Here is a 23,875-nt window from a genome sequence, read left to right as displayed (position 1 = left end):
GCACGACAAGGCCCCCCGGCCAACGCACCGGGGGGCCTTCGTCGTACCCGCTACCGGGCAGACCGCAGCAGGGCAGCCCACTCGCCGGACGGGAACATCAACGCCCCCGCATCGCGATGCTGCGTGTCACGCACCGCCGACGCCCCCGGGGCATCAGCGACCTCCACGCAGTCCTGCCCCTTCGGGGAGCTGTAGGACGACTTACGGAACTTCAGGTGGGATGTGTCTCTGGCAAGCATGGTCGGGTCCTCTACTCAAGCTGACTGAGTCGATCAAGCATCCACGCACGAGATTCCTCCACACTCAGAGCGGAGGCCTGCACGTGATCGAGCACGGTCTCATACACCGTGATCTGCTCGGAGTCTTCCATGAGTAGCGCCGTCCCGCCTACTTGCTCCAGATACACCGCAGCCGGGTCCGCCGGGAAGTCCAAGATCACGAAGGACCCGTCCATCGCGGCGTGCGGACCCACCGCGTCCGGGAGGACCTGCACCCGCAGGCTGGGGCGCTGCACGTCCACCAGGTGGCGGATCTGATCCGCGGCGACGTCACGGGGCAGCTTACGAAACGCGGTCTCGTCGATGATCGTCCACAGGCGGGGTGCGTCTACGCGGGAAAGGATGTGCTGGCGCATCATCCGCACCTCGACGCGGCGGTCGATCTCGTCTTCCGCGACGACCCCGCCAGCGCGGATCATCCTGCGGGCGTAGGCCTCGGTCTGGAGCAGGCCTGGCATGTACTGCACCTGGTAGGTGCGGATGCGCGACGCCTCGGTCTCCAGGTCGATGTAGGTGCCCGCGCCGAGGATGTCGCGGTAGCCGACCCACCAGCCGCTTTTGCTGGCTTCGCGGGCGAGCTTGCGGTAGGCCTCGCGCTGCTCGGTGTCGGTGACGCCGTAGATGTCGAGGAGGGTGAGCAGGTCTGCGTCGCGGACGTGCTTGATCTTGCGGGTTTCGATGCGGGTGACTTTCGCTTCGAACCAGCTGCGTTCGGGGGCGCGCTTCTTCGCTTCGGCCGCTGCCTGCTTCGCGGTCAGCCCTGCTTGCTCCCTGAGCCGGAGTAGCTCTCTGGCCAGTCGTCGTCGCCTCAGGGTGGGGCTGGCGGCCAACTCTTCGCTCCTCCGGGCCGTGCTGCTCTGACCCGCGAAGCCTATGCTCCGTGCCGATTTTTCAGACATTACGCGCATCCTTCGCTGTCGGGGGCCAGATGCTTCCAGTATCCTCCCATGCGTCTGGGATCGCATCTTGCGTTTTTAGCGGGCGTGCGTGACGATGGGTCCACCAGAAGCAGCCAGTCTTCCCAGCTGGCGACCCTGACCGGAGGTGTGCGCTGTGCGCTACCCGCAGGAGAAGCGGCCCGACCCGCTCATACAGGCCATAGAGGACCGCAAGCTCACGCCGAAGCAGGCCAGCGCGGTCGCGGACCTCGTGCAGACCGTGCTCCTCCAGGCCGAGGACGGCGCGCCGGTGCGTCCGGGGACGCTCATGGACCTGACGATCGCTGACGCGACCAGGTATCAGGTGATTCTCGGGGCGCTGCGGGCGAACCGCGCCGACCTGTACCCGGCGGTGTCCGCGTGAACGCGCCCGAGCAGCTCCCCGAGGACGCGCCGCTCTCCCCTGAGGAGCAGGCCGCCGATGCCCGACAGGGCGAATACGTGGGATGGGAGCAGGAGACGACCGCGAAGCGTAAGAAGCGCCGCTCCTCCCAGCCCCGGACGCGCATCGACAAGCCGTCCTACGCGGGCGGCATGTACTACGAGATGCCCGGTGGGGCCATGTACACCCACCCCGACGACCGCTAAAGCCCCCGCCCCGTGGCGCACACCCGAGGGTGGTCGACGGCGCTGCGGGGTGGGACCATGCGCCCGGATGGGGTCGGGTGGGCTGCCAGCTGAGGGGGTGGCAGCCCCGCAAGTCTCCGCGCGTCCCCACGGCCGGTTGACGGTATAGCGCGCGGTAGACCCGCCCCGAGAGGGGTGGGAGGGTCCGGTGGGCTCGTGGAAGAGCCGGACCCGAGCCCCCGTCGTCCGTAAGGGCGACGGGGGTTTTCGCATGTCAGGGACCCTATGCCCCAAGTGTAAATACCCCTCTTGACAATATGGCAAGGGGGGTATTTACTTAGGCCATCGGCAGGACAAACCCCCGGAGGCGGACATGAGCTACACCTACTACCACGGCAGCCAGGCCCACATCACCGACCTGTCCGCCTCCAACGACATCTGCCTCGTCGACGACCCCGACACCGCCACCGACTACGCCCAGCGCGAATACGACGGCGGCCACCTCCACACCATCGCCGTCGACCAGTCCATCGAGATCGCCGACGAGGACGACCTCCGCCGGGCCACCACCCAGGTGCTCCCCGACTTCGACTTTCACTTCATGCCCCTCTACCGGGCCGCCGACGACCACCGGGTTCGCGAGGCCCTGGCCGCCGCCGGATACGACGCCGTGGAGTACTCCGACCAGACCGCCGACGGCACCGGCGAGCACGAGTGCCTGCGGGTGTGGAACACCGCCCTGCTGACCATCAAGACCACCGAGGAGATCACCCAGTGACCGTCACCCTCGCCCGCGAGATCGCCCGGGTCCACGCCGCCCGCGTCTCCATCGGCTTTTACGGAAAACCCATTACCCACACCCTGCTCAAGGCCGCCGACTGGGACGGCACCACCAGCGGGCTCCGCAGCATCCTCGCCCACTACCGGGACGAGTTCGCCCGCGAGAGCGACCGCCACCGGGTCGGCAACGCCCACCTGGGCCGCCTCGAAATCTGGGCCGGGTCCCGCTGGCCCGACGCCTCCGACGCCTGGAAGTGGGGGTACCGGTGGACCGAAGGCCCCACCGGCCGCCTCGCCGGGGCCGGGTTCATGGAGGTCCCGGACAACACCCGGATCACCCCGGGCTGGTGGCTGGTCGCCGCCCTGCTCGACCACCGGCCCATTCTCGACGCATCCGACCCGGAGCGCATCCGCGAATGGGCGCCCGAGATCCTGCGCCGCGTCCTGGCCGCGGACAACGCGGGCGGCCTCGCCGGGCTCGCACTGGGGTGGGTGCAGGCCGCCCTCCGCGAAGTGGACCCCACCATCAGCGTCACTCCGCCCGTGGAGGTCACCCCTGAGCATGTGCAGGGAATCCACGCCCACGCTCAGGCGGGCCGCCTCGATGCGGTGATCGCCGTCGACCCGAACGCCCGCGTGGAGGTCCTGCCCTCGCCGCGCGAGGGCTGGCGCCCCCTGTACACCGCTGCCGACCACGTCCGCCAGATGGGCGAGTACTGGCTGAGCAAGCCGATGGACATGCCGTCGGCAGCCCGCTGCGCAGGCCAGATCACTGACGATGCCAACGAGGAGATCGTGTGAACCCCGCGAGGCAGCTGAAGGACATCGACCGGCGCGCCCGTGAGGCCGCCGCCGCGTACAAGCGCGAAGCGGTCGCTCTCGTCGCGAAGGTGTACGGCCAGGAAGGCTCACAGGCCAAGGCCGCCACTGTGCTGGGCATCAGCAAGCAGCGAGTGGGGCAGCTCTTGAAGGAACGGCCTCAGGAAGAGATTCGCTACCTGGAGTGCATCGCCGACGAGGGCGTCGAGACCCGCACAGTCCGCATCGCCCGCTATCGCGACGGCGCCATCGAGGTGTACGTGTCCGGCACGACCGACGGCGCGCTCACGAGCCCGCAGCGTATCGAGTTCGCGTCCACCCCGCCGCGCCACGAGGACGCCGGCGAAGTCGAGGACCGGCTGGCGAACTACCTGGCCGACTTGGAGAACGAGGGGTACCGGCTGGAAGCTGAGGGCTACCAGTGACGAACACCCGTGTCTGCGAGTCCCCCGACTGCACCCGTACCACCGTGCAGTCTGCCATCAAGTGGTGCAGAGGCCACCGCTCCCGCATGTACAAGTGGAAGCACCTCGGCCTGGGGGTGCCCTTCCGGGTCTGGCCGAACAAGCCCAACCCTGTGACCGAGTGCGTGACCGCCGCATGCACCGAGCAGGCGCAACCGGAGTCGCTCTACTGTGTCGCCCACGACGTCGCCCCCAAAAACACCGCCTGCGAGGTCGAAGGGTGCGATCGGGATGCCTGGTACTCCGGGATCTGCCAGCGGGACTACTACCGCTGGCACACCGGTGGCCACGGCCGGTCCCGGTATCGCACCCGCAGCGGCCGGTGTGAGGGTCGGTGTGCGGTGTGCCGGTGGGACCACGCCCGCGAAACCCGCGAGTACCGTCTCGCTGCCCTGGAGCAGGGGTCGCTGCACGAACAGGCGCGGTGGGAGGTCGTGGCCCGCGTGTGGGGCGGTGCCCCGCTGGAGGAGGTCGCGGCCGGGGCAGGGCTGTCCGTCAAGCAGCTGTGGTCCATCGGGGTGGCGTGGCCGGAGTTCGTGTATGCCCTGGACGCGGGGTTGATGGCAACCCGGAACCCCGACATCTCTCACGGCACGGCCTACGCCTACCGCGTGCACGGGTGCCGGTGTCCGGAGTGCAGGTCAGCGAAGGCGCAGAACCGGTGAAGCTTCCCCGTCGCCTGTGAGGGTGGCGGGGGTTTTCGCATGTCAGGGGTGGATTTCCAGAAAATCTAGGTACCCTATTGACGCCCTGGTCTAGGTACCCTATATTTAGGGGTGTCAGCAAGACACACCGAAGGGCGGCGGACATGATCAGCACCGAAGGCACCACCTACGAGATCACCTACACCGTCGCCCCCTACGCCGGAGAGAACACCGAGGTCGACTACCACCGCTTCCAGGCCATCACCACCGACGGCACCGTCGCCTCCGAGCTGCACGTGGCCATGGACACGCTGATCATCGCCAACATCGAGACCGCCCCGGAATTCCGCCGCGAGGGCATCGCCACCGCGCTGTTCGAGACCGCCGAGAAGCAGCTCCCCCAGGTGCTGCACGCCCGCCCCGAGCACCGCACCGAGCACGGCGACGCCTGGGCCGACGCGGTCGGCGGCGACACCGAAGACCACGACGAGGACACCGGCGAGGACGAGGACCCCTGGGCATGAGCTACTACCGCATCGACTGGGACGCACTCAACGCGCTTCCCGACGCCGAGAAGATGCAGGCACTCGCCGACATCTTCGACCAGATCCGCAGCGAGATCGGCGCCGAACGGGGGCGCATGGTCCACCAGTCCTACGCCGACCACGGAACGCAGAAGGCCGCCGCCGCCGCGCTGGGCATGAAGCCCGCCCGCTTCGGCCAGATCTACAACGAGCACAAGGAGAGCAAGATGAAGGACGACACCAAGGTCACCCGCGTCGCCTACGACTTCGGGAACGAGCTGCACGTCATGGACATCGACGCCGCTGGCGTGTGGGTGGAAGGCACGGACGAGGTGCTGCCCATGGACGGCGACCGTGACGAGACCCTGGAAGGGGCCGGGTACCGCACTGTGGGCGAGTGGACCCGCCAGGGTGAGGCCGACGGGATCACTGTCGAGCGCGCTTGACCCCCTGCTCTTGCTCCCCGCGTGCACGGGGAGGCCACCACACCGCATCGAAGGAGACACACATGGACACCACCACTTACCGGGTGTTCCGCATCACCGAAGCGCACCACCACGGCACCCGCACCGACACGGTTCTGCTCGCGCACACCACGGGTGTGAGCTGGGGCTGGTACGCGCTCACCGAAGAGCCCGTCAAGGAGCTGCGTCAGCCGGTGCGGATCCGCCGCATCGGGGACGTCCACGAAGGCCACGGAGCCTCGACCGACGAGGACCACGAGGGCGCGGTGGAGCAACTGCTGACCGAGGACGGCGCCACTGAGGTCGACCTGTCGGCCCTGAGTGGCTCCTCCCCGGAGGAGTTCATCGCCCGGGTGCGTCGCCTGGTCCCCCGGATGCCGTCCGAGGAAGAGGCAGAGGCCGCCGTGGAACGCCTGTCCGGCGCCGACGCCTACCACCAGGACTAACCGCTGCGTTTTCTGGTTCTGCTGACAGGTCCGAGCCCCCGCGCTACAGTGGTTTCCGTTGCTCCCCGCGCACGCGGGGATGGTCCTTTGCTTCGTGCCTCTTACGCACACACGAGGACAACGCGCCCCGCGCACGCGGGGATGATCCGCCCCTGGGCCGGATGAGAATGCGCTCCCCGCCGCTGCGGGGATGAGACCCCCACCCAGGTGGGGGTTTTCTCATGAGCGGGTACACCCACCTTGTGGACGCCACCCCTGCCCCGGACGACGTGTGGCTCGCGGAGCTGCTGGCCACGGTCGGCTCCGAGGGCGCGTATGAGATCGCGGAAGCCCTTGGGATCGACCTGGACGAGGAATAGCGAAGCCCCCGCCACGTCGGCGGGGGCTGCTCTACTTCAGGTCCGTGCGCGCGCCCTTCCCGGGCCTCTGGAACTCCAGGACGGTCTTCGGCTTCCACGCGGGGGTTCGGCCGAACATCCTGTCCTCGGGTGGGAGTTCGCCGCGTCCTCGTGACCGGTAGGAGCGGATGGTTTGTGGGCTGACTCCCCAGTGGTCGGCGATGTCGGGGATGGTCCAGTACTCGGCTTCGGGGTCGGCCATGGCTCGTTTCGTTGTCCGTGCGGTGTGGACAAAGTCTAGCGGTGGCATGTCGGCCTCCTGGGTTCGACTCTTTGCAGCTTCGTATTGACAAGGTTCCCTGAGTCTGGCTAACCTTGTCAATGTCAGCAAGGCAAGGTTTCAGGAGGCGGACATGGCCAGCACCAAAAAGAAGAAGACCTGCGGACGCCCGTTCATCGGCGGAACGAAGTGCGTCAAGGAGCCCGGCCACGACCGCGCGTGCTCCACCCGCCTCCCCTACGACGCCGACCACGTCCACATCGTCCACGAGCCCGGCAGCATCACCGCCCTGTACATCTACGACCCCGAGAAGGCCAAGGACCCGAAGGCCACCCTGAACGCCCCGGGCTTCGAGTCCGGAGACGAGTACATGGTCATCGCCGAAGCCAGCCGCTTCTACAAGAGCTGGGGCGCCGACTTCTCCGGGTGGATCGTCAGCACCCCTCTCGACGGCAACTACAGCAGCGAGGCGATTCCGAACCGCAAGGAGGCCCTGAAGAACGTCTGGGACGAGGTCAGGTCCCACTTCAACCGCTGACCACCACCCGGGGCGGGCCACACGGTCCGCCCCTCTCCCCCGGAAGGAACTCCCGATGCGCAACCGCCCCACCCCCGCCGAAGCCCGGATCAAGCGGCACATGCGCCAAGCCGCGCGCCGCCACCTGGTCGCCACCCGCACCGCCGACCACGCCGCGCACCGGGCCAGCCTCCACACCGTCGCGGGCCACCTCCGGCAGATGGGCGTGGACGAGGACATCGCGACCGGGATGGCCTCCAGCATCCGCAAGCGCCTCACCGGGGGCGTGAAGGGCTACGCGCTCAAGGACGGTGTGCGCCGCCACTGCGTCCGCTACACCCGCACCCAGGTCCTGGCCGCACTCGTCGTCTACAAGCCCCGCAAGGACACGTACAAGACCGCGCGGGCCGCGCTGCTCGCACTCGCCGCATAGGAGACACCATGAAGCGCACCATCGCTGCCACCTCCACCACCGGACGCAAGATCCACATGGGCTGGGACAGCGGGCAGCTGTTCTGTCAGCTCACCCCCAGTGGCGCCCGCGTCAAAGACATCATCACCGAACTCGGAGACGGCGCCGAAGCCACCATCGACGCACTCGCCGCCGCGAAGGTCGCCCCGTCCAAGCTGTGCGGGCACTGCTACAGCCGCTACCTGCGCAGCCGATACGCCAAGCACCTCCAAGGGCAGAACACCACCCCGGCCGACCCGCGCATCACCACCAACCAGTGGGGGCGCTTGGGATGGTCATGCGACCGTTCGCACGCCGGGATGGGGTGGGTGAACGCCGGAGGAGGCGCCGAGGACGAGGGCGCCGCCCGTGCGAGCTTGGCCGCCCACGACGCCGAGTATCACGAGGACGCCCCGTGACCCGAGAGGACTACTGGTACCTGCCGCCTGAGCCCGCCCCCGACCCGAGGTGCGTGCACACCGTGGACGGGGAGGAGTGCGGGGAACCCACCGACGGCGGGCCGGTGTGCGATGAGCATCCCGCTGAGACCCCCGAGCAGTACGACGCCTACGCGGCGAAAGCCGCATAACCCACACGAAGGAGAACACGATGAAGCCCTACATCTACGAGGACCCTGAAGGCGACCAGCTCAAGATCGAGGACGGCGCGATCACCGCCATCGTGGACGGCGGCGAAGTCGAAGCGCTCGTTGGCCTCCCCGGCGACGCCGAAGCTGCGATCGAGCTCGCGCAGAAGATCCTCGAAGGGGCTGGAGTTCGAGCCCGCATCGTGACCGTCTGACCGCATGAGACGGCCCGGCAGGAGGTGGAAGCTCCCGCCGGGCCACAGGCACCCACCACCAACCAGGAAGCAGGAACCATGACCGAGACTATCGCTCTTGACACGATCCTCCGCAGGCGCGGACACGCCCACGTCAACGACACCCTCGACGCGATCCTGGGTGAGACCGGGTGGCTCACCACCGGACAGCTCGCGGACCTCATCGCCGTCGACGGCATCATCGGAGAGGCCAACACCCGCACGTCGGGTCCGGTGGGGCTGTGGGTCGTGAACGACCTCCAAGCGCACGGCATCCCCGCCGTGGCGCACACGTGGGTGGACGGTGAGCTGCACGTGTACGACGCGGCCATCCGGCTCATCGGGGAGGTGACCATCCCGGCCGGGCACACGCTGTACCAGCTCGACGTGGAGCGGCCGGAACTCGTGTGGCAGGGGGAGGCAGACCCGAGGTAACCAGCGATTTTACGGGAAAGGTTGCGCGCAACCAGAAAGTTCCGTAAGATTCAATAGGGTTGAGAAAACCCATCAAATCATGAAGCCCGAGCGCCTACCGGCCTCGGGCTTTTTGCATGCTTGACCCCGGCGGTGCGGTAACACCCCGGGGCGAGAGTGGTTCCGCCCGGGTCCTGATCATGCACGACATGATCCGTCCCCGCCCCATGCTGGCAGGTGACATCAAGGCCGTGGTGCGCGTGGTCGCCTGCACCGGCGAGACCCACGAATTCGCCCCGGGCGATGTGCTCCACATGAACGTCTGACCCCACACACGTCCCGGCTGCTCCGCTCCCAGGGGGTAGGCGCGTAGAGCAGCCGGGCGACTCACCTACCGCGACCGCGACACACCCAACGACGCACCCGCACACACCACCACACCAGCCACCAGCAGCGCCGGACCCAGCGGATCCACCAGAGCCGACGCAGCCCACGCAGCCGCGAGCCCACCCGCGAACAACGCCACACCAATCGTGCCAAGCATCCACGCAGACGACATGAGTACCTCCAGTAGGGGGAAGCGCCAGAGCGGGCAGCGCAAAGGACCACCAGTGTGACAGGACCATGGCGGGGGTGAGGTGATTGTGCGGCCACCCCTACCCGCCAAGAAGCGCGCCGCGATCGTCGCTGACCTTGAAGCCGAGGGCAAGAGCCGCAACCAGATAGCCCGCGACCACGACGTATCCCCCGCCACCGTCAGCAAGATCGCCCGCGAGGAACAGAAGTCTTTCGACCGGACACAAACCGAAGCGGCCACGCGCGCCAAGCAAGCCGACAACCGCAGCCGCCGCGCACAACTCGCCTCAGACCTCCTCGACGACGCCCAACGCCTCCGACAACGCGCCTGGTCCAAGTACGCCTACTACGTCGGCACCAAAGACGGAGCCGAGCGCGTCGAACTCGACCTCCCGCCGCTCGGTGAAGTCCGCAACGCCTACGCCGCGCTCGGGATCGCCGTGGACAAGCACACCGCGTTGGAGAAGGTCGACGTTGACGACCGCGACCTGCCCACGGTCGACGCGTGGCTGAAGTCGATGCTCGACGAGCAGTAGGGGGTGGGCGTGGGCGCCAAGCCCCTCGCTGGGAAAGCCCTCACGGCGGTGCGGGCGTCGACCGCGTCCATCAACGCCTACGAGGGCACCGTCCGGTCAGGCAAAACCGTCGGGGAGATCGTCGCGTGGATCAAGTACGCGCGGCAGGGCCCGGCTGGCACGCTGCTCATGGTCGGCAAGACACAGCGGACCATCAAGCAGAACGTCATCGACCCGCTGATCGAGATCCTCGGAACGAAGCGGTGCCGGTACGTGGCCGGGGCCGGTGTCCTGTATCTGCTGGGTCGGATGATCTACGTGGTCGGCGCGAACGACGAGTCGTCGGTGACGAAGATTCAGGGGCTCACCCTTGCTGGTGCTCTGGTCGATGAGGCGTCGACGATGCCGCAGACGTTCTTCGAGATGCTGTATTCGCGGCTGTCGATCGAGGGTGCGCAGCTGTTCCTGACGTCGAACCCGGCTGGCCCGCAGCACTGGCTGAAGACGGACTGGTTGGACCGGGCGAAGCTGTGGATTGACCGTGAGGGCCGCGAACACCACAACGACGACGAAGACGCCCTCGACCTGGTGCGCGTGTCGTTCAAGCTGGAGGACAACCCGTACCTGCCCGCGGACTACGTGGAACGCACCAAGAAGAGCTACCGGGGCCTGTTCTACCGCAGGTACATCCTCGGCGAGTGGGTCGCTGCTGAGGGCGCGATCTTCGACGTGTGGGACCCCGACAGGCACGTTGTCGCTTGGAAGGATCTGCCCGACCTCGAGCGGCTGCTTTGCCTCGGTGTGGACCACGGCACCACCAACCCCACCGCCGGCCTCCTCCTCGGGGTTGGCGTCGACGGCCGGTTGTACTTCGTGGACGAGTTCCGCCACGACCCGAAGCGGGACGCGGTGCGGCTCACCGACGCGGAGATGTCGCAGAAGTTGATCGCGTGGATCAACCAGCCCCACCACCCGAGGCAGAAGCACCTACGCCCTGAGTACGTCGCGGTGGACCCTGCTGCTGCTGGGTTCCGTCTCCAGATGCACCGGGATGGTGTGGCGTCCTCCCCGGCGAACAACGAGGTGATCTACGGGCTGTCGCTGATCACGTCCCTGCTCGGTAACGACCAGTTGCTTGTGTCCGACCGGTGTAAGGGCTGGATCACTGAGGCTCCCGGTTACGCGTGGGACCCGGACGCCACCGAGAAGGGCGAGGACAAGCCGCTGAAGGTCGCTGACCACTCGTGTGATGGCGGCCGATACGCCGTGACGACGTCGGAGGCGCTGTGGCGCCCGTATCTCATCGACCCCTTGGAGCTCGCAGCATGACCGACACCCCCAAGCCTCCGCAGAGAGTCCCCGGCCTGTCGCTCACCGAGGAACTTGAAGCGACCCAGCGCGTCGCTGAACTAGCCCAGGAGCGCGCCTACCGGGCCGAAGCAGCACTCGGGGCGCCTGAGCCGACGTTCGACCGGTGCGTCTTCACCGCGTCAGCGGTACTCACCGAGGCCCGGTCGGTGGCGGGCATGGATTCAGCGGAGCGGCTGACCGCGATCACGGATTCGTGGCTGGCGATGGCGCATCTGATCCACACCCGCGAGACCGGCGGCGAGTAACCACCTGTGACCACGCTCGCCCGGATGCCGGGGTTTATGACTACCAGCCGTGAGGGGGTGGGCTGTGCCGCTCCCTGACTCGTCCGTGCCTTGGCCTCCCAAGGACACCGACCTCCCCCGCGCCTACTACGACGAATACGGCGCCTGGTACGGCGGGTCCGCCGAGGAACTGTCCGCCGTGTACGGGGGCGGCGGGTCCCGGTTCCGGCACTTCCCCACGCCGCGTCCGGCCCAGTACCGGGGTGGCGTGGTCGGTACGGCGGCGCGCTTCTGGTGGGGTCGCCCACCCAACCCTGAGCAGATGCCCGCGCGTATCCACGTGCCCATCGCTGGGGACATCGCCTCCACCAACGCTGAACTCCTCTTCGGCGAAGCGCCCACCTTGACTGCTGAGGGCACCGCCACGCAGGAACGCCTCGACATGCTCATGTCCGAAGGCGGCCTCGGCGCGGTCCTCCTCGAAGCCGCGGAAGTCGCATCCCCCTACGGCGGCGTGTACCTGCGAGCGTCCTGGGACAAGCAGGTCGCGGACCATGTGCTCGCTGACGCGATCATCCCTGACTGTGCAGCGCCCGAGTGGCGGGCTGGTCGTATGGTCGGTGTGACGTTCTGGCGGGTGCTGGAGGAGCGCGACGACGGCCGTGTGTGGCGCCATCTGGAGCGTCACGAACCGGGCAGGGTGTACCACGGCCTGTACGAGGGCAGCCGCGACGAACTCGGGCGGAAGCTCCCCCTCGGAGACCGGCCGGAGACCAAGCCCTTCGCTGTCGACGCTGAGGGCGGCATCACCACCGGGGCGACCGGGCTCGCTGTGGTGTACGTGCCGAACATTCGCCCCAACCGGCTCATGCGCGGCAGTCCTCTGGGCCGCTCTGACTATCAGGGCGCCGAACAGCTCATGGACGCCCTCGACGAGGCGTACTCGTCGTGGATGCGTGACGTCCGGCTGGCGAAAGCCCGCCTGATCGTCCCGGACTCCTACCTGGACACGCACGGGCGCGGCCAAGCAGCCACGTTCGACCTTGAGCGTGAGGTGTACGCACAGCTCAAGGGCCTCCAAGGCGGCGGCGACAAGTTCACCGACCTCATCAAGGAAGTCCAGTTCGACATCCGCGTGGACGAGCACGAGCGCACCGTCGAACACCTCCTACAGCAGATCGTCCGATCCGCTGGGTTCAGTGCTCAGACCTTCGGGGAGAGCGGCGACCTCGCTGTGACCGCCACCGAGGTGCAGCACCGGGAGCGCCGCACCTACGCCACGAGGGACCGCAAGATCGGGTACTGGCGACCCGAGCTCGCCCGGTTCGCTCAGGTGCTCCTGGAGATCGACCAAGCCCAGTGCGGCGCCAAGGTGACCCCGCAACGTCCCACCGTGGACTGGCCGGACGGTGTGCAGGACGCACCCGAAGCCACCGCTCGCACCGTGGAGCTACTGACCCGGGCGCGTGCCGCCTCCGACGAGGTCAAGGTCAGGATCGTGCACCCCGACTGGGACGACGACCAGGTCCTCGAAGAGGTCGCGAAGATCCAGAAGGAAAACCCGATCGTCGACCCGATGGCGGCGGCCGGTCTCGTCGGCGGGCAAGATCCTGACGAGGACGACACACCTCCCGAGGACACCCCGCCTGAGCGGGACGAATAACCCCACCCAACCAAGAGGCCACCCTGGCGGTGGTCTCTTCGCATTTGGAGACCACCATGTCCGACGAGCAGCAGGGCCAGGCGCCCGAAGCCGCCGACACCACGACCACCGACACCACCACGGCTGACACGCAGCGCACCGACGACACCTCGCAGGACAAGGGCCCGGAGCCCAAGACCTTCGACGAGGCCTACGTCAAGAAGCTCCGTGACGAAGCCGCCTCCCGGCGCGCCACCGCGAAGGAGCTGGAAACCAAGCTCTCCGAGACGGAGAAGCGCCAGCAGGCTCAGATGGACGCCATCGCGAAGGCTCTCGGGTTGAAGGAGGACGACTCCCCGCCGGACCCGGAGCAGCTCACCAAGCAGCTGACCGCCGCTCAGGAGCAGGCACAGCAGCGTGAGATGGAGCTGCGGACGCTGCGTGTGGAGCGTGCTGCCGAGAAGGCTGCCCGTGAGCACGGCGCGGACGTCGACACCCTCCTCGACTCCCGCAGCTTTGCCACGAAGCTCAGCGATCTTGACCCCACGGCGGATGACTTCGCCGCGACTGTGAGCGACCTGGTCAAGACCACCGTCGACTCCAACCCCAAGTACCGGGTCGCCCAGGCGGCGGCCTCTTCCAGCGCGGACTTCTCCAGCGGGCCTGGTGAGCAGCGCAACACCCGACCCAACTCACTACACGCCGCCGCACGCAACCACTACGGCGTCGGCTAGCCCGACAGGAGACACCACATGGCCATCACCCTGGCCGATGCCCAGATCAACTCCCGCCCCGACATCGACCACGCCGTCATCGACAACCTCCGCCGGTACAGCTGGCTGTGGGACCAGATGGCGTTCGACGACGCCGCGACCCCCGGCGCTGGCGGAGACACCCTCATCTACGGGTACACCCGACTCAAGACCGCCCGCGGCGCCGGATTCCGAGCGTTCAACACCGAGTACCCCGCCGACAAGGCTGAGCGCGAGCAGCACACGGTGAACCTCAAGCCGTTCGGCGGGGCTTTCACTCTGGACCGCAAGCTCCGCAACCTCGGCCCGGCCACCACCAACGAGATGGTGTTCCAGCTCCAGCAGCTCATCGTGGGCGCCACCATCGCGTTCCAGTCCGAGATCATCCACGGCGACACCGCCGTGAACGCCCTGGGCTTCGACGGTCTCGACAAGAGCTTGACCGGCGAGTCCACCGAGTACCTGCCCATCAACGAGGGCGCCACCTCCGGTCACCTGGACTGGCGCGGGTCCGTCGTGAACACGCAGGCGCTGGCCCTGTCGCAGCTGGACATCCTCGATGACTGGCTGTCGCGCATCGTCCCGTCGAAGGTCGGTGGTGGCGACCAGGGCACCCCGGGTGCTCTGCCCCCGGGCGTGAAGGCGGTCCTGGGCAACACCAAGTCCATCACCCGCATCAAGTCGCTGGCTCGGTGGGCGGGTGCGTACACGGAGACGAAGGACGGTCTCGGCCGTGACGTGTCCATGTACGGCAGCTGGGTGCTGATGGACCTGGGTGACACCTTCGACGGGTCCGGGCCGATCATCCCGATCGAGTCGCGTGACACCGATGGCGCTGGCGGGGGCGCGTCCCTGGCTGGCATGACCGACCTGTACGCCGTGTCGTTCGGCATGGACGCGTTCCACGGTGCATCGATGGCCAGTACCCCGCTCGTGGAGACGTTCCTGCCCGACTGGAACCAGCCCGGTGCGGTCAAGTCGGGTGAGCTGGAGATCGGCCCCGCTGCCGTGGTGCTGCGCAACACCCGGTCCTGCGGTGTGCTCCGCAACGTCCGTGTGAGCGGGTGACCCATGAGGTACGACGTTCAGTCGCCCGTGAAGGGTTACAACGGCGAGACGGGCGGCGTCCGCTTCTACAAGGGCCGTGGCCACGTCGACTCGGCGGAGAACCCGGCTGCGGTGGCGTACATGCGCCGCCGCGGCTACACGCTCACCGAGATCCGCGAGGAGCAGCCGGAGCAGGCCGAGGAGCCACAGACGCCCTCCGAGGACACCACCCCGAACGATCCTGCGCAGACCGAAGTCCAGAAGCAGGAGGACTCCGGCTCTCAGCCTCTGGCGTGCGAGTGCGAGGAGAAGCCCTGCGAGCACACACCCAAGGACGAGGCTCCGGTCAAGCCGAAGCAGAGCGACGACAAGGCCACGTGGGTGGCCTACATCGCCTCCGCCACCGACCTCACCGAAGCCGAAGCCAACGACCTGAAGAAGGCTGAGCTGATCGAGCTGGCCGAAGTCGAGAAGGAGCAGACCTCATGAGCCACGTCGCAGGAGCCTTCACCGGCATCGTCCGGGACCGTCTCGAAGGCGGAAGCATGGAAGGGGACGCGCCGACCATCGCGGACTCCGAGGCCGCTGACGTCGCCGCGCTCGTCGCGGACTTCAACGAGCTGCTGGCCGCGTTGCGCACGCGCGGCGTCATCGCTTAGCAGAGGAGGTGTCTCGTGGTGCTGGTGTACGCGACCCCGCAGGAGCTAGCCACGTGGCTGGGGCTCGATGAGCCGCCCGCTGGCGCGTCGACGGCTTTGCGGGACGCATCCCTCATAGTGGACACGCTCTTCGTCGGCGCCGTGTACGCGGTGGATGACGAGGAGCAGCCCACCGACCCGAAGGTCATCGCCGCGCTGCGGGACGCCACGTGTGCGCAGGCGGCCTTCAAGCCCAAGGGCAGCAACGCCCCGGCGCCTGAGGGCGGGAAGGTCGCGTCGGTGAAGGTCGACAAGGTGTCCAAGACCTACGCGGTGTCCCCGACGACGGGAGCTGTGGTGGACGAGGTGTACTCGTCGCAGGCCGTGGACGTCCTCCGTGTCGCTGGGCTCGTGCCTGCGCATCCGGTGGTGGTGTGATGCTGCCGATTGTCACCGACGAGGTGTACGTGCTGCGTCCGCCGCTCAAGGTGGACGCGCACGGCAACCGGTCCCGGTCCACGAAGGACTGGGAGCACGCTGTGCGCACCGGCCCCTTCGACGCCTGTGTACAGCCGGACGCCGCCACCATGGGGGCTTCCCTGGCGACCACTGAGACGCGCCGTGAGGGCCGCGAGCAGGTCAAAAAGTCCATCCAGGTGTATTTGAACCCGGGCGTGGACGTGCTCGCAACGGACGGTGTGGAGGTGGACGGGCAGGTGTGGGAGATCGACGGCGAACCCTTCACTCTCCCCGACGTGGGCGGGCTGGGTCACATGGTCCTCAAGGCCGAATGGGTGAAGGGGTGACCGTGGGGCGCGTCCAACTGAACCAGTCCACCATCAACCGGCTGGGCTCGTGGAAGCCCATCGACGACGACATGCGCGACCGTGCCCGCCGCGTGCAGGCGATGGCGCGCGGACGCGGCCCCATCGACACCGGAGACTACGTGTCCTCGATCGACACCGAAGCGCTCCAGCCGCACGGGTGGCGAGTCATCGCACGTGACCGTAAGAGCGCCTGGATTGAGTTCGGGACGCGCCCGCACGAGATCCGGCCCCGCACCAAGCAGGCCCTGTGGTGGCCCGGTGCTGCGCACCCTGTGGCGCGCGTGTGGCACCCGGGCACGCAGGCCACGAACAACCTCGCCGAGGCGCTGGAGATGGCGGCGCGCGGCACCACACACACCTAGGAGCAGCATGCCGCACGTCAAGATCGGCTACCCGCACAAGACCAAGGACGGCACCAAGCGCGCCCAGGGCGACATCGTGTACGTGTCCCCGCAGGAAGCACGTGATCTCGTCGATGGCGGTAAGGGCAAGATCGTCCGCCCGTCCCCGCAGGAGATCGTGGACCTGCACAAGCCGAAGCAGAAGGACGAGCCGAAAGCCATCGAGCCCGCCAAGGCCGAAGCTCCCAAGGACGAGTCGAAGGCCAAGCTCCCGGCGCGCAAGGCCCCCGCCGATGGGTGACCTCCCGGTCATCCGCGTGGAACGCTACGGCGACGAGCAGACGGTCACCCTCGACGGCAAGCCGCTCCCCGTGGTCGCCGCCGATGGGGTGCGGATCATGTCCGCGCCCGGCTACCCGTCCGGCATCAACGTGACCATCGCCGCCGCCCGTGTGGACCTGGTGGACACCGACGAACCCCGGGTGTCCGAGGAGGAGCAGGGCCGCGTCGCCGCCTACCTCGCGTCGAAGGCCCCGCCCACGTCATGGAGACCACCGCGCGGGGGGTGAGCCATGGCCTTCCCCGTGGTCCTGCATGCTGACGCTGAGCTTGTCGCGATCACGTGGCTGCGCTCCCGCCTCGGCGACACGGTGGGCATGGTGTGTTCGGAGCTTCCCGGGCCGGACGCCTTCGAGGGCTTCCTGCCGATCGTGCAGGTGGTCCGGCTGCCGTCACCACCCTCTGATCGCAGGGTGCATGACATCGCCCGTGTGCAGGTGATCGTCAGGGTGGACGAATCCACATCTCGTCCGGGTGCGATCGACCTTGCCGGGTACGTGGCCGCGCACTTCGCCGCTCTGTCCGGGCAAACCATCACCCTGCCCGCGACGGAGTACACGCCGGGTGGCTCGGTCACGGTCGGGTGCATCCGACGCCAGTCCAACCCCGACCCGCACCGCGACGACAACACCAACCTGCTCGCCCTTGCTTTCACGGGCGAGCTGTACCTGCGGCCCTTCCGGGTCACCTGACCCGCTTTGACCACACCCCGCCGTCGTCGACGCCGGGGTCTTTCGCATGCCCGAACCCCGGGCGAAACACCCTAGGAGAGGGATATGGCGGACAACGTCAATGCCATCCGCGCATACGGCACGGACGGCGGTAAGTGCTATGTCGCGCCGCTCGGGAGCACGCTTCCGGCCGGGCTGGATGCGTTCGGCCCCGAGTGGTGGGATCTCGGCGCGATCGACCCCACCGGGCTCGGGGAAGCGTATGAGCAGGAGCGCAACGACAAGCGACCCCTGGGCTACAAGTCGCCGGTGCGCACCGACATCATGTCGGTCACGAAGACCTTCACCACCCCGATGTGGGAGGTCAACCCGTACACGCAGGCCCTGTATGACGGTGTGGACCTTGCCGACCTGGAGGAGCTGCCCGGCGGCATCATCCACTACCCCGTGCACCGTCCCGTCGGCCAGAAGAAGTACATGCTCGCCGTGGACACCTTCGACGGGGTCAACCACGAGCGCACGGTGGCGGCGATCGCGGAGGTCACGACCCGCGCGGAGCGCACGAAGAACGCCGAGAACGTCACCGGGTCCGGCCTCACGTGGACCGTGTACGAGGACTCGAACGGCCTGATGTTCGACCGGTTCTACCTCAGCGATGGCATGTGGCTGCCGGTGGAGACTGTGGAGGTGTCCGGCACCGCGACCGTGGCTGTGGCTGCGACGACGCAGCTCACCGCGAACGCGAACTTCTACAACGCCACCACCGAGGACGTCAGCGCTGACGCGGACTGGGACACCTCCGACCCGGCTGTGGCCACCGTCGACGAGACCGGCGAAGTCACCGGCGTCAGTGCTGGGTCGGCGACCATCTCCGCTTTCTACCGGGGCGTGACCGGCACTGTCGACGTGACCGTCACCGCCTGATGAGCGGGTGGTCGGGTGTGCGCGCAGGTCCACCCGACCACCTCATTTCCTGACCTGCGCTAGACCTGCGTGACCTGCGAGGAGAACCGTCATGACCGCTGCCCGTAAGCCCGCCGCGACCCGCAAGCCCCCGGCGAAGAAGACCACGCCCACCCCCGGCGCGATCAACGTCGCCGACCTGCCCGACAACCAGGCCGCACAGGTCAGCGAAGCCATGGAGGAGCCGACGACGTTTGCCATGGGCAACGACGTCGAGTTCCAGTTCAAGCCCATCGCCGAGTGGTCATTCAAGGCATCACAGGCGTTCGCCCGCGGCGACATCATCACTTGGGCGCGGGGCTCTCTGGCTGAACCTGACCGCACCAACGCGTTCCTCGACAGTCCGTCGCGCATCGTGGGACGCATCATCCGCTACTTCGATGAGCAGGTCGGTGCCACCCGGGGGGAAGACTCCAGCTCCTCCACGTCCTAGAGCACCATGCACGTGAGGTGGAGCTAGACCTCTTCGATCGTGGCGTGGACCTCCTGGACTTCTACCGGGGCCACATCACCATGCGGCGGATGGTGCTGCTGGTCATCCATGACATGGCGCGCATGCCCCGCACCCGCGCCGCCGCACAGGGCCTCGACCCCGGTCGGCCGTGGGGCGAACTCAACGAACAACTCGCCCTCTTGGACGCCCGCATTCAGACGCTGACGCGCGTCGCGTGGGTCGGCGGACGCCTCAAGGACGACCCGCCCGCCGTGACCCTCTACCCCGTCCCTGGACTCAAGGACGAACAGCAGGAGCAGCAGAAGCGCCGCCCCGACCCGCGCAAACAGGCGTACCTAGAGCGTTTCGCGCCACCCCGGCGCCACCTGAAGCTCGTCAAGACACCACCACCAGCCGAGTAGGAGGTGTCATGCCCGACGCCGGAGCTGTATGGGTCGACGTCCTCCCCGACCTGAAGAAGTTCGGGCCGAGGCTGCGTGCGGAGCTCAAGGCGCACGCCGACAAGGGCATGGACGTCCCGCTCGGCCTCGACTCGGCTAAGGCCCGCACCGAGCTGGACTCGTTCCGCCGTGAGGTCACCAAGGTCGGGAACCTGACCCCGACCGTGCGCGTGTCCGCGAACACGAGGCAGGCCCTGTCCGGCCTGGTGGGCGTGGAGAAGGCCGCCGACCGCTTGGACGGCCGCGTCGTCAACGTGCAGGTGCGCACCACCGGCAACAAGCCCGTACAGCCCACCGTGGGAGGCGGCGGCGATACACCGACCGCACCTGCCAGCAGCGGCAGCAGCTCCGGCGGCGGTGGTCAGCGGTCCTTCACCGACCTGTCCCCCGCCGGTGAGGCGGCGGTGTGGACGCTCATCCCCCCGCTCGTGCCCGCCGTGGGCGCGCTCGCCGGGGGTCTGGGAGCGGTCGCCAGTGGCTTCACCGCCGCTGGCGTGGGAGCCGGAGCGTTCGCTTTGGCCGCCGTGCCCGCCATCCGGGACGCCACCAGCGCGACCGACAACCTCACCGCTGAGCAGGACATCTTCCGCGACTCCCTGGGCGGCCTCACCACGGCGTGGCGGCAGTTCCGCGCGGAGACCGACGGGTCCGTCCTCGTCGCCGCAGCTCAGGGTGTGGACGCCGCACAGGTCGGCCTGTCCAAGCTCGCGCCGACCACGCAGCGCGCCGCGCACGCCCTCGCGGACCTGTCCGACGAAGCGCGCACCGCGCTAGATGGGCCCCGGTGGACCAGCTTCTTCGACTTCCTGGCACGTCAGGCCACCCCGTCCACGCTCATCTTCGGCCGCTCCCTGGGCAACCTCGCCACGGGTGTCGCCGGATTCGCAGTCAGCATGGAACCCCTGTGGAACGTCGTCGGACCCGGCCTAGAGGAGATGACCGCACGCTTCGCCGCGTGGGGACACGACTCGGAGAACTTCACCAGCTTCATCGAGTGGACCATCCAGAACGGGCCGACCTTCGTCGACTTCTTCGGCCAGATCGCCGAAACCGCCATCGACGTCGGCGTCGCCCTCGGACCCCTCGGCACCGTGTACGCCGAAGGCCTCACCTACTTCGCTCAGGCCATCTCCGCTGTCGCTGAAACCGCACCGTGGCTCATCCAGCTCGCTGTCGCCGCGAAAACCGCACAGGTCGCCCTGTCGCTCTTCGGTCGGGTCAACACCGGCCTTATCCAGCCCATGCGGGAACTCCCCGGGCGCATCCAGGAGTACGCCACCAGCCTCGGCACCGTCAACGGAACCGCCGTCAGTGCTGCCGCTGGCACCAGCCGCTTCTCGGGTGCCCTGTCCGGCGCTGTGGGGGCGCTCGGCGGCCCGTGGGGCATCGCCATTGCCGCCGGTGTGACCGCTTTGGGTCTTTTCGCCGCAGCGAAAGCCGATGCTGCGCAGAAGACACAGGCGTACACCGAAGCCATCCGCGCCGACACCGGCGTCCTCGGGGAAAACACCCGCGCCGCTGCGGTCAACGCCCTGGAGACCGAAGGCGTACTGGAGATGGCCGAACGGTACGGGCTGTCCCTGAACCAGGTCACCGACGCTGCTACGGGCAACACCGAAGCACTGGACTCGGTGACTGCTGAGATCGACCGGCAGATCGAGTCCTACAAGGACATGGAGACCGTGGGCGCGGCGGAGCGGGCCCGCCAGGAAGGTCACATCGAGCGCCTGGAGAAGATCCGGGATTCGCTCAACGGTGAGAACGAAGCCATTAACGAGGCGACGTCTTCCTACGAGCGGTCCACGGAGGCGATGGGGGAAACCCAGGCCGCGCAGGAGGGCGTCAACACCGCGCTCATGGAGGGCACCCTCCAGGCCGCCAGCCTGAAGGAAGCGCTGGACGCGCTCACGGGATCGCACGTGGGTGCGACCGAAGCGGAATCCAATTTTCAAGCTGCTATCGACCGGGCGACCGAAGCGGCATACGCCAACGGTGAGACTCTGGATCTGAACACGGAGAAGGGCCGGGCGAACGACGCCGCACTGCGGGACATCCGCGACACCACAAACGAACTCACCGACGCGGTGCGCGAGAACGACGGATCAGTCGCGGAGCAAATTCAAACCGCCGCTCGTGGCCGCGAGGAATTCATCCGCGTCGCCAACCAGATGGGTATCACGGGGGGCGCTGCTGAGGATCTAGCCGACGAGTACCTCGGAATCCCCTCCGATGTCGAATCACAGATTCGCCTCGCCGCGACCGGTGAATGGTCGGTGCCTTTCGCTTCGGACACCGGGGCGGGCACACCTGTCGGTAACGGCCTGTCGTTCTACGCCGCTGGCGGTCCTGTTTTCGGCGCGGGCACCGCCACATCCGACAGCATCCCCGCGATGCTGTCCAATGGTGAATTCGTTGAGCCCACGCACGTCGTGGACCACTACGGCGTTGGGTTCTTCGAGGCTCTGCGTCACAAGGCCATTCCCAAGGACGCCATTGCTGGATTCGCTTCCGGTGGGTGGGCCACCAAGGGCAAGGGCGACACCCCGTGGGACGTCCTCGACAACCACACCACCACCATCCGCCCGAATTACAACCGGATGGTGTGGGAGCTGATCGACAATATCGGCGACACCATGGGCGAGCAGTGGAAAAACTCCATGTCCGGGCCGATGGGTGTGGTGCGGCTCGCTGAAGCCAGCATCGGCAAATACCCCGAAAGCGGAGGGAACAACACCAACGCCATCACGGACTGGTACGGGATGAACGGCGCGGCGTGGTGCGCGATGTTCATTTCGTGGCTTTTCGCGCAGACCGGAGCATCACGCGCGCTCGGTGGTGCAGCCCACACCGCGTGGACGGGTGACTACTACGGGGCGGGGATGCGCCGCACCACCGACCCGCAGCCGGGCGACATCGCCGTGTACGGCACCGAGCACGTCAACCTCATCGCGTCCCCCGGTGGCGGCAGGAGGATCGGCGGAAACCAGTCCAACAACGTGACGGATTCCCCCTACTTCGGTGGTGCGATCTTCCGCCCGAACTGGGGGCTGGCTGGGTTCGCCGCTGGTGGGCGGGTGTCCGTCGCGGACATCCTTTCCCAGGACCAGCAGGAGGACCACCGGGCTGGTACGCATCCGGTGCTGCGCAACGTCAAGGAAATCATGGGCTTGGCGGACGGCGGACTCGCCTCAGGGTGGACCGTCGTCGGCGAGGAAGGCCCCGAGCTGGCGAGGTTCGACGACCCGGCGCGCATCTACTCCCACCAGGAGTCCGCGCGGATGCTCGCCACGGCCGGACGCGTCACCGCATCCGACGGGACCACGGGAGGTGGACGCCGCGCCCTGATCGACCACAACGAAATCCACCTCCACGACTCACAGGCCACCGTCCGCGACGCCATGTCCGAGCTCACCCACGCTCTCCGCGTCACCGACCAAGGAGGGCTGTATGGCTGACCTCCTCGAAGACCAGTGGGAGATAGGCGGGCTCGTCATAGGGCGGGCCCGCCCGGTCATGGTCGACGAATTCGACCTCGGCGACGTGGGAGCACGCCTCGGAGACGTGGAGAATCCGGGCTCCGATGGGGTGCGGCCCGGCTATGACTACCACGCCGGACGCACCCTGTCTCTGACCTTGTTCACCGACACCCCGGACGCCGCAGGGGCACAGGAAGCATGGCGGTCCGCTGAGTCGCTGTGGCGACAGCGCGACCTCCGCTTCACCCCACAGGCAGTGATCCCGCTGCGGTTCCGCCTCGCCGACCGGGACACCGTCATCGTGTACGGGCGCCCACGCAGGTTCACCCCGGCGACACTACGCACTCTCGCTGACGGCTCCGTCAGCGCCGTGGCCACGTTCGACACCATGCACGCCGACTACTACGCCGACACCGAGACTGTCCTGTCCCTGTCCCTCATCTCCTCCGGCGGGGGCGGCATCACCTGGCCCATCGAGGCGTGGCCCATCACGTGGGCAGCAAGCGGCGAACGCCAAGACGCTGTAGCCAACACCGGCGACATGGACACCCACCCCATCATCACCTTCCACGGACCCATCGCCAACCCGCAGGTGACATGGGTAGGCACCACCACCAGCCTGCGTCTGGCCGCCACCATCCCCTCCGGCATGTCCGTCACCGTGGACACCCGACCGTGGGTCACCACCATCACCCGCAACGACGGGGCATCCCTCGCCGGAGCGGCCCGAGGATCCCTCCTCGAAGACCTCCGTCTCCCACCCGGGCAGACCATCATCCACTTCTCCGGCACGGACCTGACCGGCACCTCCTCCTGTGAGGTCCGCTACCGGTCGGCCTTCTCGACCCCTTAGGAG

The 23,875-nt window shown here is 67.8% G+C and carries 38 protein-coding genes; 35 read left to right on the top strand and 3 right to left on the bottom strand.

Features of this window, described 5'->3' with window-relative positions; genetic code table 11:
* Nucleotides 1-50 precede the first annotated feature (50 nt).
* Entirely contained in the window at nt 51-239 is a 189-nt protein-coding gene (locus ACSIH6_RS21965) for a DUF397 domain-containing protein (protein WP_435110194.1), read from the bottom strand.
* Between the two features lie 11 nt (nt 240-250).
* Nucleotides 251-1,108 (bottom strand): DUF5753 domain-containing protein, encoded by an 858-nt coding sequence (locus ACSIH6_RS21960; protein WP_435110193.1) that lies wholly within the window; start codon nt 1,106-1,108, stop codon nt 251-253.
* A gap of 223 nt (nt 1,109-1,331) precedes the next feature.
* Here ACSIH6_RS21960 and ACSIH6_RS21955 point away from each other — a divergent pair, with 223 nt between their 5' ends.
* From ACSIH6_RS21955 to ACSIH6_RS21910, 10 genes are all read left to right on the top strand, one after another.
* Complete coding sequence (locus ACSIH6_RS21955) at nt 1,332-1,580, top strand: hypothetical protein (protein WP_435110192.1); 249 nt, start codon at nt 1,332-1,334, stop codon at nt 1,578-1,580.
* Nucleotides 1,577-1,804, top strand: a complete 228-nt coding sequence (locus ACSIH6_RS21950) for a hypothetical protein (RefSeq protein WP_435110191.1) — start codon at nt 1,577-1,579, stop codon at nt 1,802-1,804. Before ACSIH6_RS21955 ends, ACSIH6_RS21950 begins: the two co-directional genes overlap by 4 nt.
* A 352-nt stretch (nt 1,805-2,156) precedes the next feature.
* Nucleotides 2,157-2,561, top strand: a complete 405-nt coding sequence (locus tag ACSIH6_RS21945; RefSeq protein WP_435110190.1) for a hypothetical protein — start codon at nt 2,157-2,159, stop codon at nt 2,559-2,561.
* Nucleotides 2,558-3,364, top strand: coding sequence for a hypothetical protein (locus ACSIH6_RS21940; RefSeq protein WP_435110189.1), 807 nt, complete (start codon nt 2,558-2,560; stop codon nt 3,362-3,364). Before ACSIH6_RS21945 ends, ACSIH6_RS21940 begins: the two co-directional genes overlap by 4 nt.
* Nucleotides 3,361-3,807: a hypothetical protein gene (locus ACSIH6_RS21935; RefSeq protein ID WP_435110188.1), complete on the top strand. Its 447-nt coding sequence runs from the start codon at nt 3,361-3,363 to the stop codon at nt 3,805-3,807. Before ACSIH6_RS21940 ends, ACSIH6_RS21935 begins: the two co-directional genes overlap by 4 nt.
* Nucleotides 3,808-3,893: 86 nt before the next feature.
* Nucleotides 3,894-4,511 carry a hypothetical protein gene (locus ACSIH6_RS21930; protein WP_435110187.1) on the top strand — a complete coding sequence of 206 codons (618 nt, stop codon included), beginning with the start codon at nt 3,894-3,896 and terminating at the stop codon, nt 4,509-4,511.
* 143 nt (nt 4,512-4,654) lie between these two features.
* Entirely contained in the window at nt 4,655-5,014 is a 360-nt protein-coding gene (locus ACSIH6_RS21925) for an N-acetyltransferase (protein WP_435110186.1), read from the top strand.
* Nucleotides 5,011-5,460, top strand: a complete 450-nt coding sequence (locus ACSIH6_RS21920) for a hypothetical protein (protein WP_435110185.1) — start codon at nt 5,011-5,013, stop codon at nt 5,458-5,460. Before ACSIH6_RS21925 ends, ACSIH6_RS21920 begins: the two co-directional genes overlap by 4 nt.
* Nucleotides 5,461-5,522: 62 nt before the next feature.
* On the top strand, nt 5,523-5,924 hold the full coding sequence (locus ACSIH6_RS21915) for a hypothetical protein (protein ID WP_435110184.1): 402 nt from the start codon (nt 5,523-5,525) through the stop codon (nt 5,922-5,924).
* A gap of 221 nt (nt 5,925-6,145) precedes the next feature.
* Entirely contained in the window at nt 6,146-6,283 is a 138-nt protein-coding gene (locus tag ACSIH6_RS21910; RefSeq protein ID WP_435110183.1) for a hypothetical protein, read from the top strand.
* Between the two features lie 31 nt (nt 6,284-6,314).
* Here ACSIH6_RS21910 and ACSIH6_RS21905 read toward each other — a convergent pair whose 3' ends face one another.
* Complete coding sequence (locus tag ACSIH6_RS21905; RefSeq protein ID WP_435110182.1) at nt 6,315-6,524, bottom strand: helix-turn-helix transcriptional regulator; 210 nt, start codon at nt 6,522-6,524, stop codon at nt 6,315-6,317.
* A 151-nt stretch (nt 6,525-6,675) separates the two neighbouring features.
* Here ACSIH6_RS21905 and ACSIH6_RS21900 point away from each other — a divergent pair, with 151 nt between their 5' ends.
* The 25 genes from ACSIH6_RS21900 to ACSIH6_RS21780 all read left to right on the top strand — a co-directional run bounded on the left by ACSIH6_RS21900 (nt 6,676) and on the right by ACSIH6_RS21780 (nt 23,872).
* Nucleotides 6,676-7,080, top strand: a complete 405-nt coding sequence (locus tag ACSIH6_RS21900) for a hypothetical protein (protein ID WP_435110181.1) — start codon at nt 6,676-6,678, stop codon at nt 7,078-7,080.
* Nucleotides 7,081-7,135: 55 nt separating this feature from the next.
* A complete protein-coding gene (locus ACSIH6_RS21895) occupies nt 7,136-7,492 on the top strand; it encodes a hypothetical protein (RefSeq protein ID WP_435110180.1) in 357 nt (118 codons plus the stop codon).
* Between the two features lie 8 nt (nt 7,493-7,500).
* Nucleotides 7,501-7,929, top strand: a complete 429-nt coding sequence (locus ACSIH6_RS21890) for a hypothetical protein (protein ID WP_435110179.1) — start codon at nt 7,501-7,503, stop codon at nt 7,927-7,929.
* Complete coding sequence (locus ACSIH6_RS21885; RefSeq protein WP_435110178.1) at nt 7,926-8,099, top strand: hypothetical protein; 174 nt, start codon at nt 7,926-7,928, stop codon at nt 8,097-8,099. The genes ACSIH6_RS21890 and ACSIH6_RS21885 overlap by 4 nt, the downstream gene beginning before the upstream one ends.
* 20 nt (nt 8,100-8,119) lie before the next feature.
* Entirely contained in the window at nt 8,120-8,311 is a 192-nt protein-coding gene (locus ACSIH6_RS21880; RefSeq protein WP_435110177.1) for a hypothetical protein, read from the top strand.
* Nucleotides 8,312-8,389: 78 nt separating this feature from the next.
* The gene (locus ACSIH6_RS21875) at nt 8,390-8,764 is read left to right on the top strand and encodes a hypothetical protein (protein ID WP_435110176.1); all 375 of its coding nucleotides are present in this window, start codon (nt 8,390-8,392) and stop codon (nt 8,762-8,764) included.
* 623 nt (nt 8,765-9,387) lie between these two features.
* A complete protein-coding gene (locus ACSIH6_RS21870) occupies nt 9,388-9,855 on the top strand; it encodes a hypothetical protein (RefSeq protein ID WP_435110175.1) in 468 nt (155 codons plus the stop codon).
* Between the two features lie 9 nt (nt 9,856-9,864).
* Nucleotides 9,865-11,163: a PBSX family phage terminase large subunit gene (locus ACSIH6_RS21865; RefSeq protein ID WP_435110174.1), complete on the top strand. Its 1,299-nt coding sequence runs from the start codon at nt 9,865-9,867 to the stop codon at nt 11,161-11,163.
* The gene (locus ACSIH6_RS21860; protein ID WP_435110173.1) at nt 11,160-11,450 is read left to right on the top strand and encodes a hypothetical protein; all 291 of its coding nucleotides are present in this window, start codon (nt 11,160-11,162) and stop codon (nt 11,448-11,450) included. The genes ACSIH6_RS21865 and ACSIH6_RS21860 overlap by 4 nt, the downstream gene beginning before the upstream one ends.
* 64 nt (nt 11,451-11,514) lie before the next feature.
* Nucleotides 11,515-13,092 carry a phage portal protein gene (locus tag ACSIH6_RS21855; RefSeq protein WP_435110172.1) on the top strand — a complete coding sequence of 526 codons (1,578 nt, stop codon included), beginning with the start codon at nt 11,515-11,517 and terminating at the stop codon, nt 13,090-13,092.
* Nucleotides 13,093-13,148: 56 nt separating this feature from the next.
* A complete protein-coding gene (locus ACSIH6_RS21850) occupies nt 13,149-13,805 on the top strand; it encodes a hypothetical protein (protein WP_435110171.1) in 657 nt (218 codons plus the stop codon).
* A gap of 18 nt (nt 13,806-13,823) precedes the next feature.
* Nucleotides 13,824-14,891 (top strand): major capsid protein, encoded by a 1,068-nt coding sequence (locus ACSIH6_RS21845; RefSeq protein ID WP_435110170.1) that lies wholly within the window; start codon nt 13,824-13,826, stop codon nt 14,889-14,891.
* Nucleotides 14,892-14,894: 3 nt separating this feature from the next.
* Nucleotides 14,895-15,359 (top strand): hypothetical protein, encoded by a 465-nt coding sequence (locus ACSIH6_RS21840; protein WP_435110169.1) that lies wholly within the window; start codon nt 14,895-14,897, stop codon nt 15,357-15,359.
* A complete protein-coding gene (locus ACSIH6_RS21835) occupies nt 15,356-15,529 on the top strand; it encodes a head fiber protein (protein ID WP_435110168.1) in 174 nt (57 codons plus the stop codon). Before ACSIH6_RS21840 ends, ACSIH6_RS21835 begins: the two co-directional genes overlap by 4 nt.
* 15 nt (nt 15,530-15,544) lie before the next feature.
* Entirely contained in the window at nt 15,545-15,946 is a 402-nt protein-coding gene (locus tag ACSIH6_RS21830) for a head-tail connector protein (protein WP_435110167.1), read from the top strand.
* Complete coding sequence (locus ACSIH6_RS21825) at nt 15,946-16,314, top strand: hypothetical protein (RefSeq protein ID WP_435110166.1); 369 nt, start codon at nt 15,946-15,948, stop codon at nt 16,312-16,314. Before ACSIH6_RS21830 ends, ACSIH6_RS21825 begins: the two co-directional genes overlap by 1 nt.
* Nucleotides 16,315-16,316: 2 nt before the next feature.
* Nucleotides 16,317-16,697 (top strand): hypothetical protein, encoded by a 381-nt coding sequence (locus tag ACSIH6_RS21820; RefSeq protein ID WP_435110165.1) that lies wholly within the window; start codon nt 16,317-16,319, stop codon nt 16,695-16,697.
* A 7-nt stretch (nt 16,698-16,704) separates the two neighbouring features.
* A complete protein-coding gene (locus tag ACSIH6_RS21815; protein ID WP_435110164.1) occupies nt 16,705-16,977 on the top strand; it encodes a hypothetical protein in 273 nt (90 codons plus the stop codon).
* Complete coding sequence (locus ACSIH6_RS21810) at nt 16,970-17,245, top strand: hypothetical protein (RefSeq protein WP_435110163.1); 276 nt, start codon at nt 16,970-16,972, stop codon at nt 17,243-17,245. Before ACSIH6_RS21815 ends, ACSIH6_RS21810 begins: the two co-directional genes overlap by 8 nt.
* A 3-nt stretch (nt 17,246-17,248) precedes the next feature.
* A complete protein-coding gene (locus ACSIH6_RS21805; protein WP_435110162.1) occupies nt 17,249-17,707 on the top strand; it encodes a hypothetical protein in 459 nt (152 codons plus the stop codon).
* Between the two features lie 84 nt (nt 17,708-17,791).
* Nucleotides 17,792-18,610, top strand: a complete 819-nt coding sequence (locus tag ACSIH6_RS21800) for an Ig-like domain-containing protein (protein WP_435110161.1) — start codon at nt 17,792-17,794, stop codon at nt 18,608-18,610.
* A gap of 91 nt (nt 18,611-18,701) precedes the next feature.
* Nucleotides 18,702-19,082, top strand: coding sequence for a hypothetical protein (locus ACSIH6_RS21795; protein ID WP_435110160.1), 381 nt, complete (start codon nt 18,702-18,704; stop codon nt 19,080-19,082).
* Between the two features lie 17 nt (nt 19,083-19,099).
* Complete coding sequence (locus ACSIH6_RS21790; RefSeq protein WP_435110159.1) at nt 19,100-19,504, top strand: hypothetical protein; 405 nt, start codon at nt 19,100-19,102, stop codon at nt 19,502-19,504.
* Between the two features lie 8 nt (nt 19,505-19,512).
* The gene (locus tag ACSIH6_RS21785) at nt 19,513-22,998 is read left to right on the top strand and encodes a hypothetical protein (protein WP_435110158.1); all 3,486 of its coding nucleotides are present in this window, start codon (nt 19,513-19,515) and stop codon (nt 22,996-22,998) included.
* Complete coding sequence (locus ACSIH6_RS21780) at nt 22,991-23,872, top strand: hypothetical protein (protein ID WP_435110157.1); 882 nt, start codon at nt 22,991-22,993, stop codon at nt 23,870-23,872. The genes ACSIH6_RS21785 and ACSIH6_RS21780 overlap by 8 nt, the downstream gene beginning before the upstream one ends.
* Nucleotides 23,873-23,875 lie beyond the last annotated feature (3 nt).

This window comes from Nocardiopsis synnemataformans (assembly GCF_965343085.1).
In the GTDB taxonomy this organism is placed as follows: domain Bacteria; phylum Actinomycetota; class Actinomycetes; order Streptosporangiales; family Streptosporangiaceae; genus Nocardiopsis; species Nocardiopsis alborubida.
Note: the sequence above shows the minus strand (reverse complement) of the source record. Positions and strands in the feature narration are given on the sequence as shown.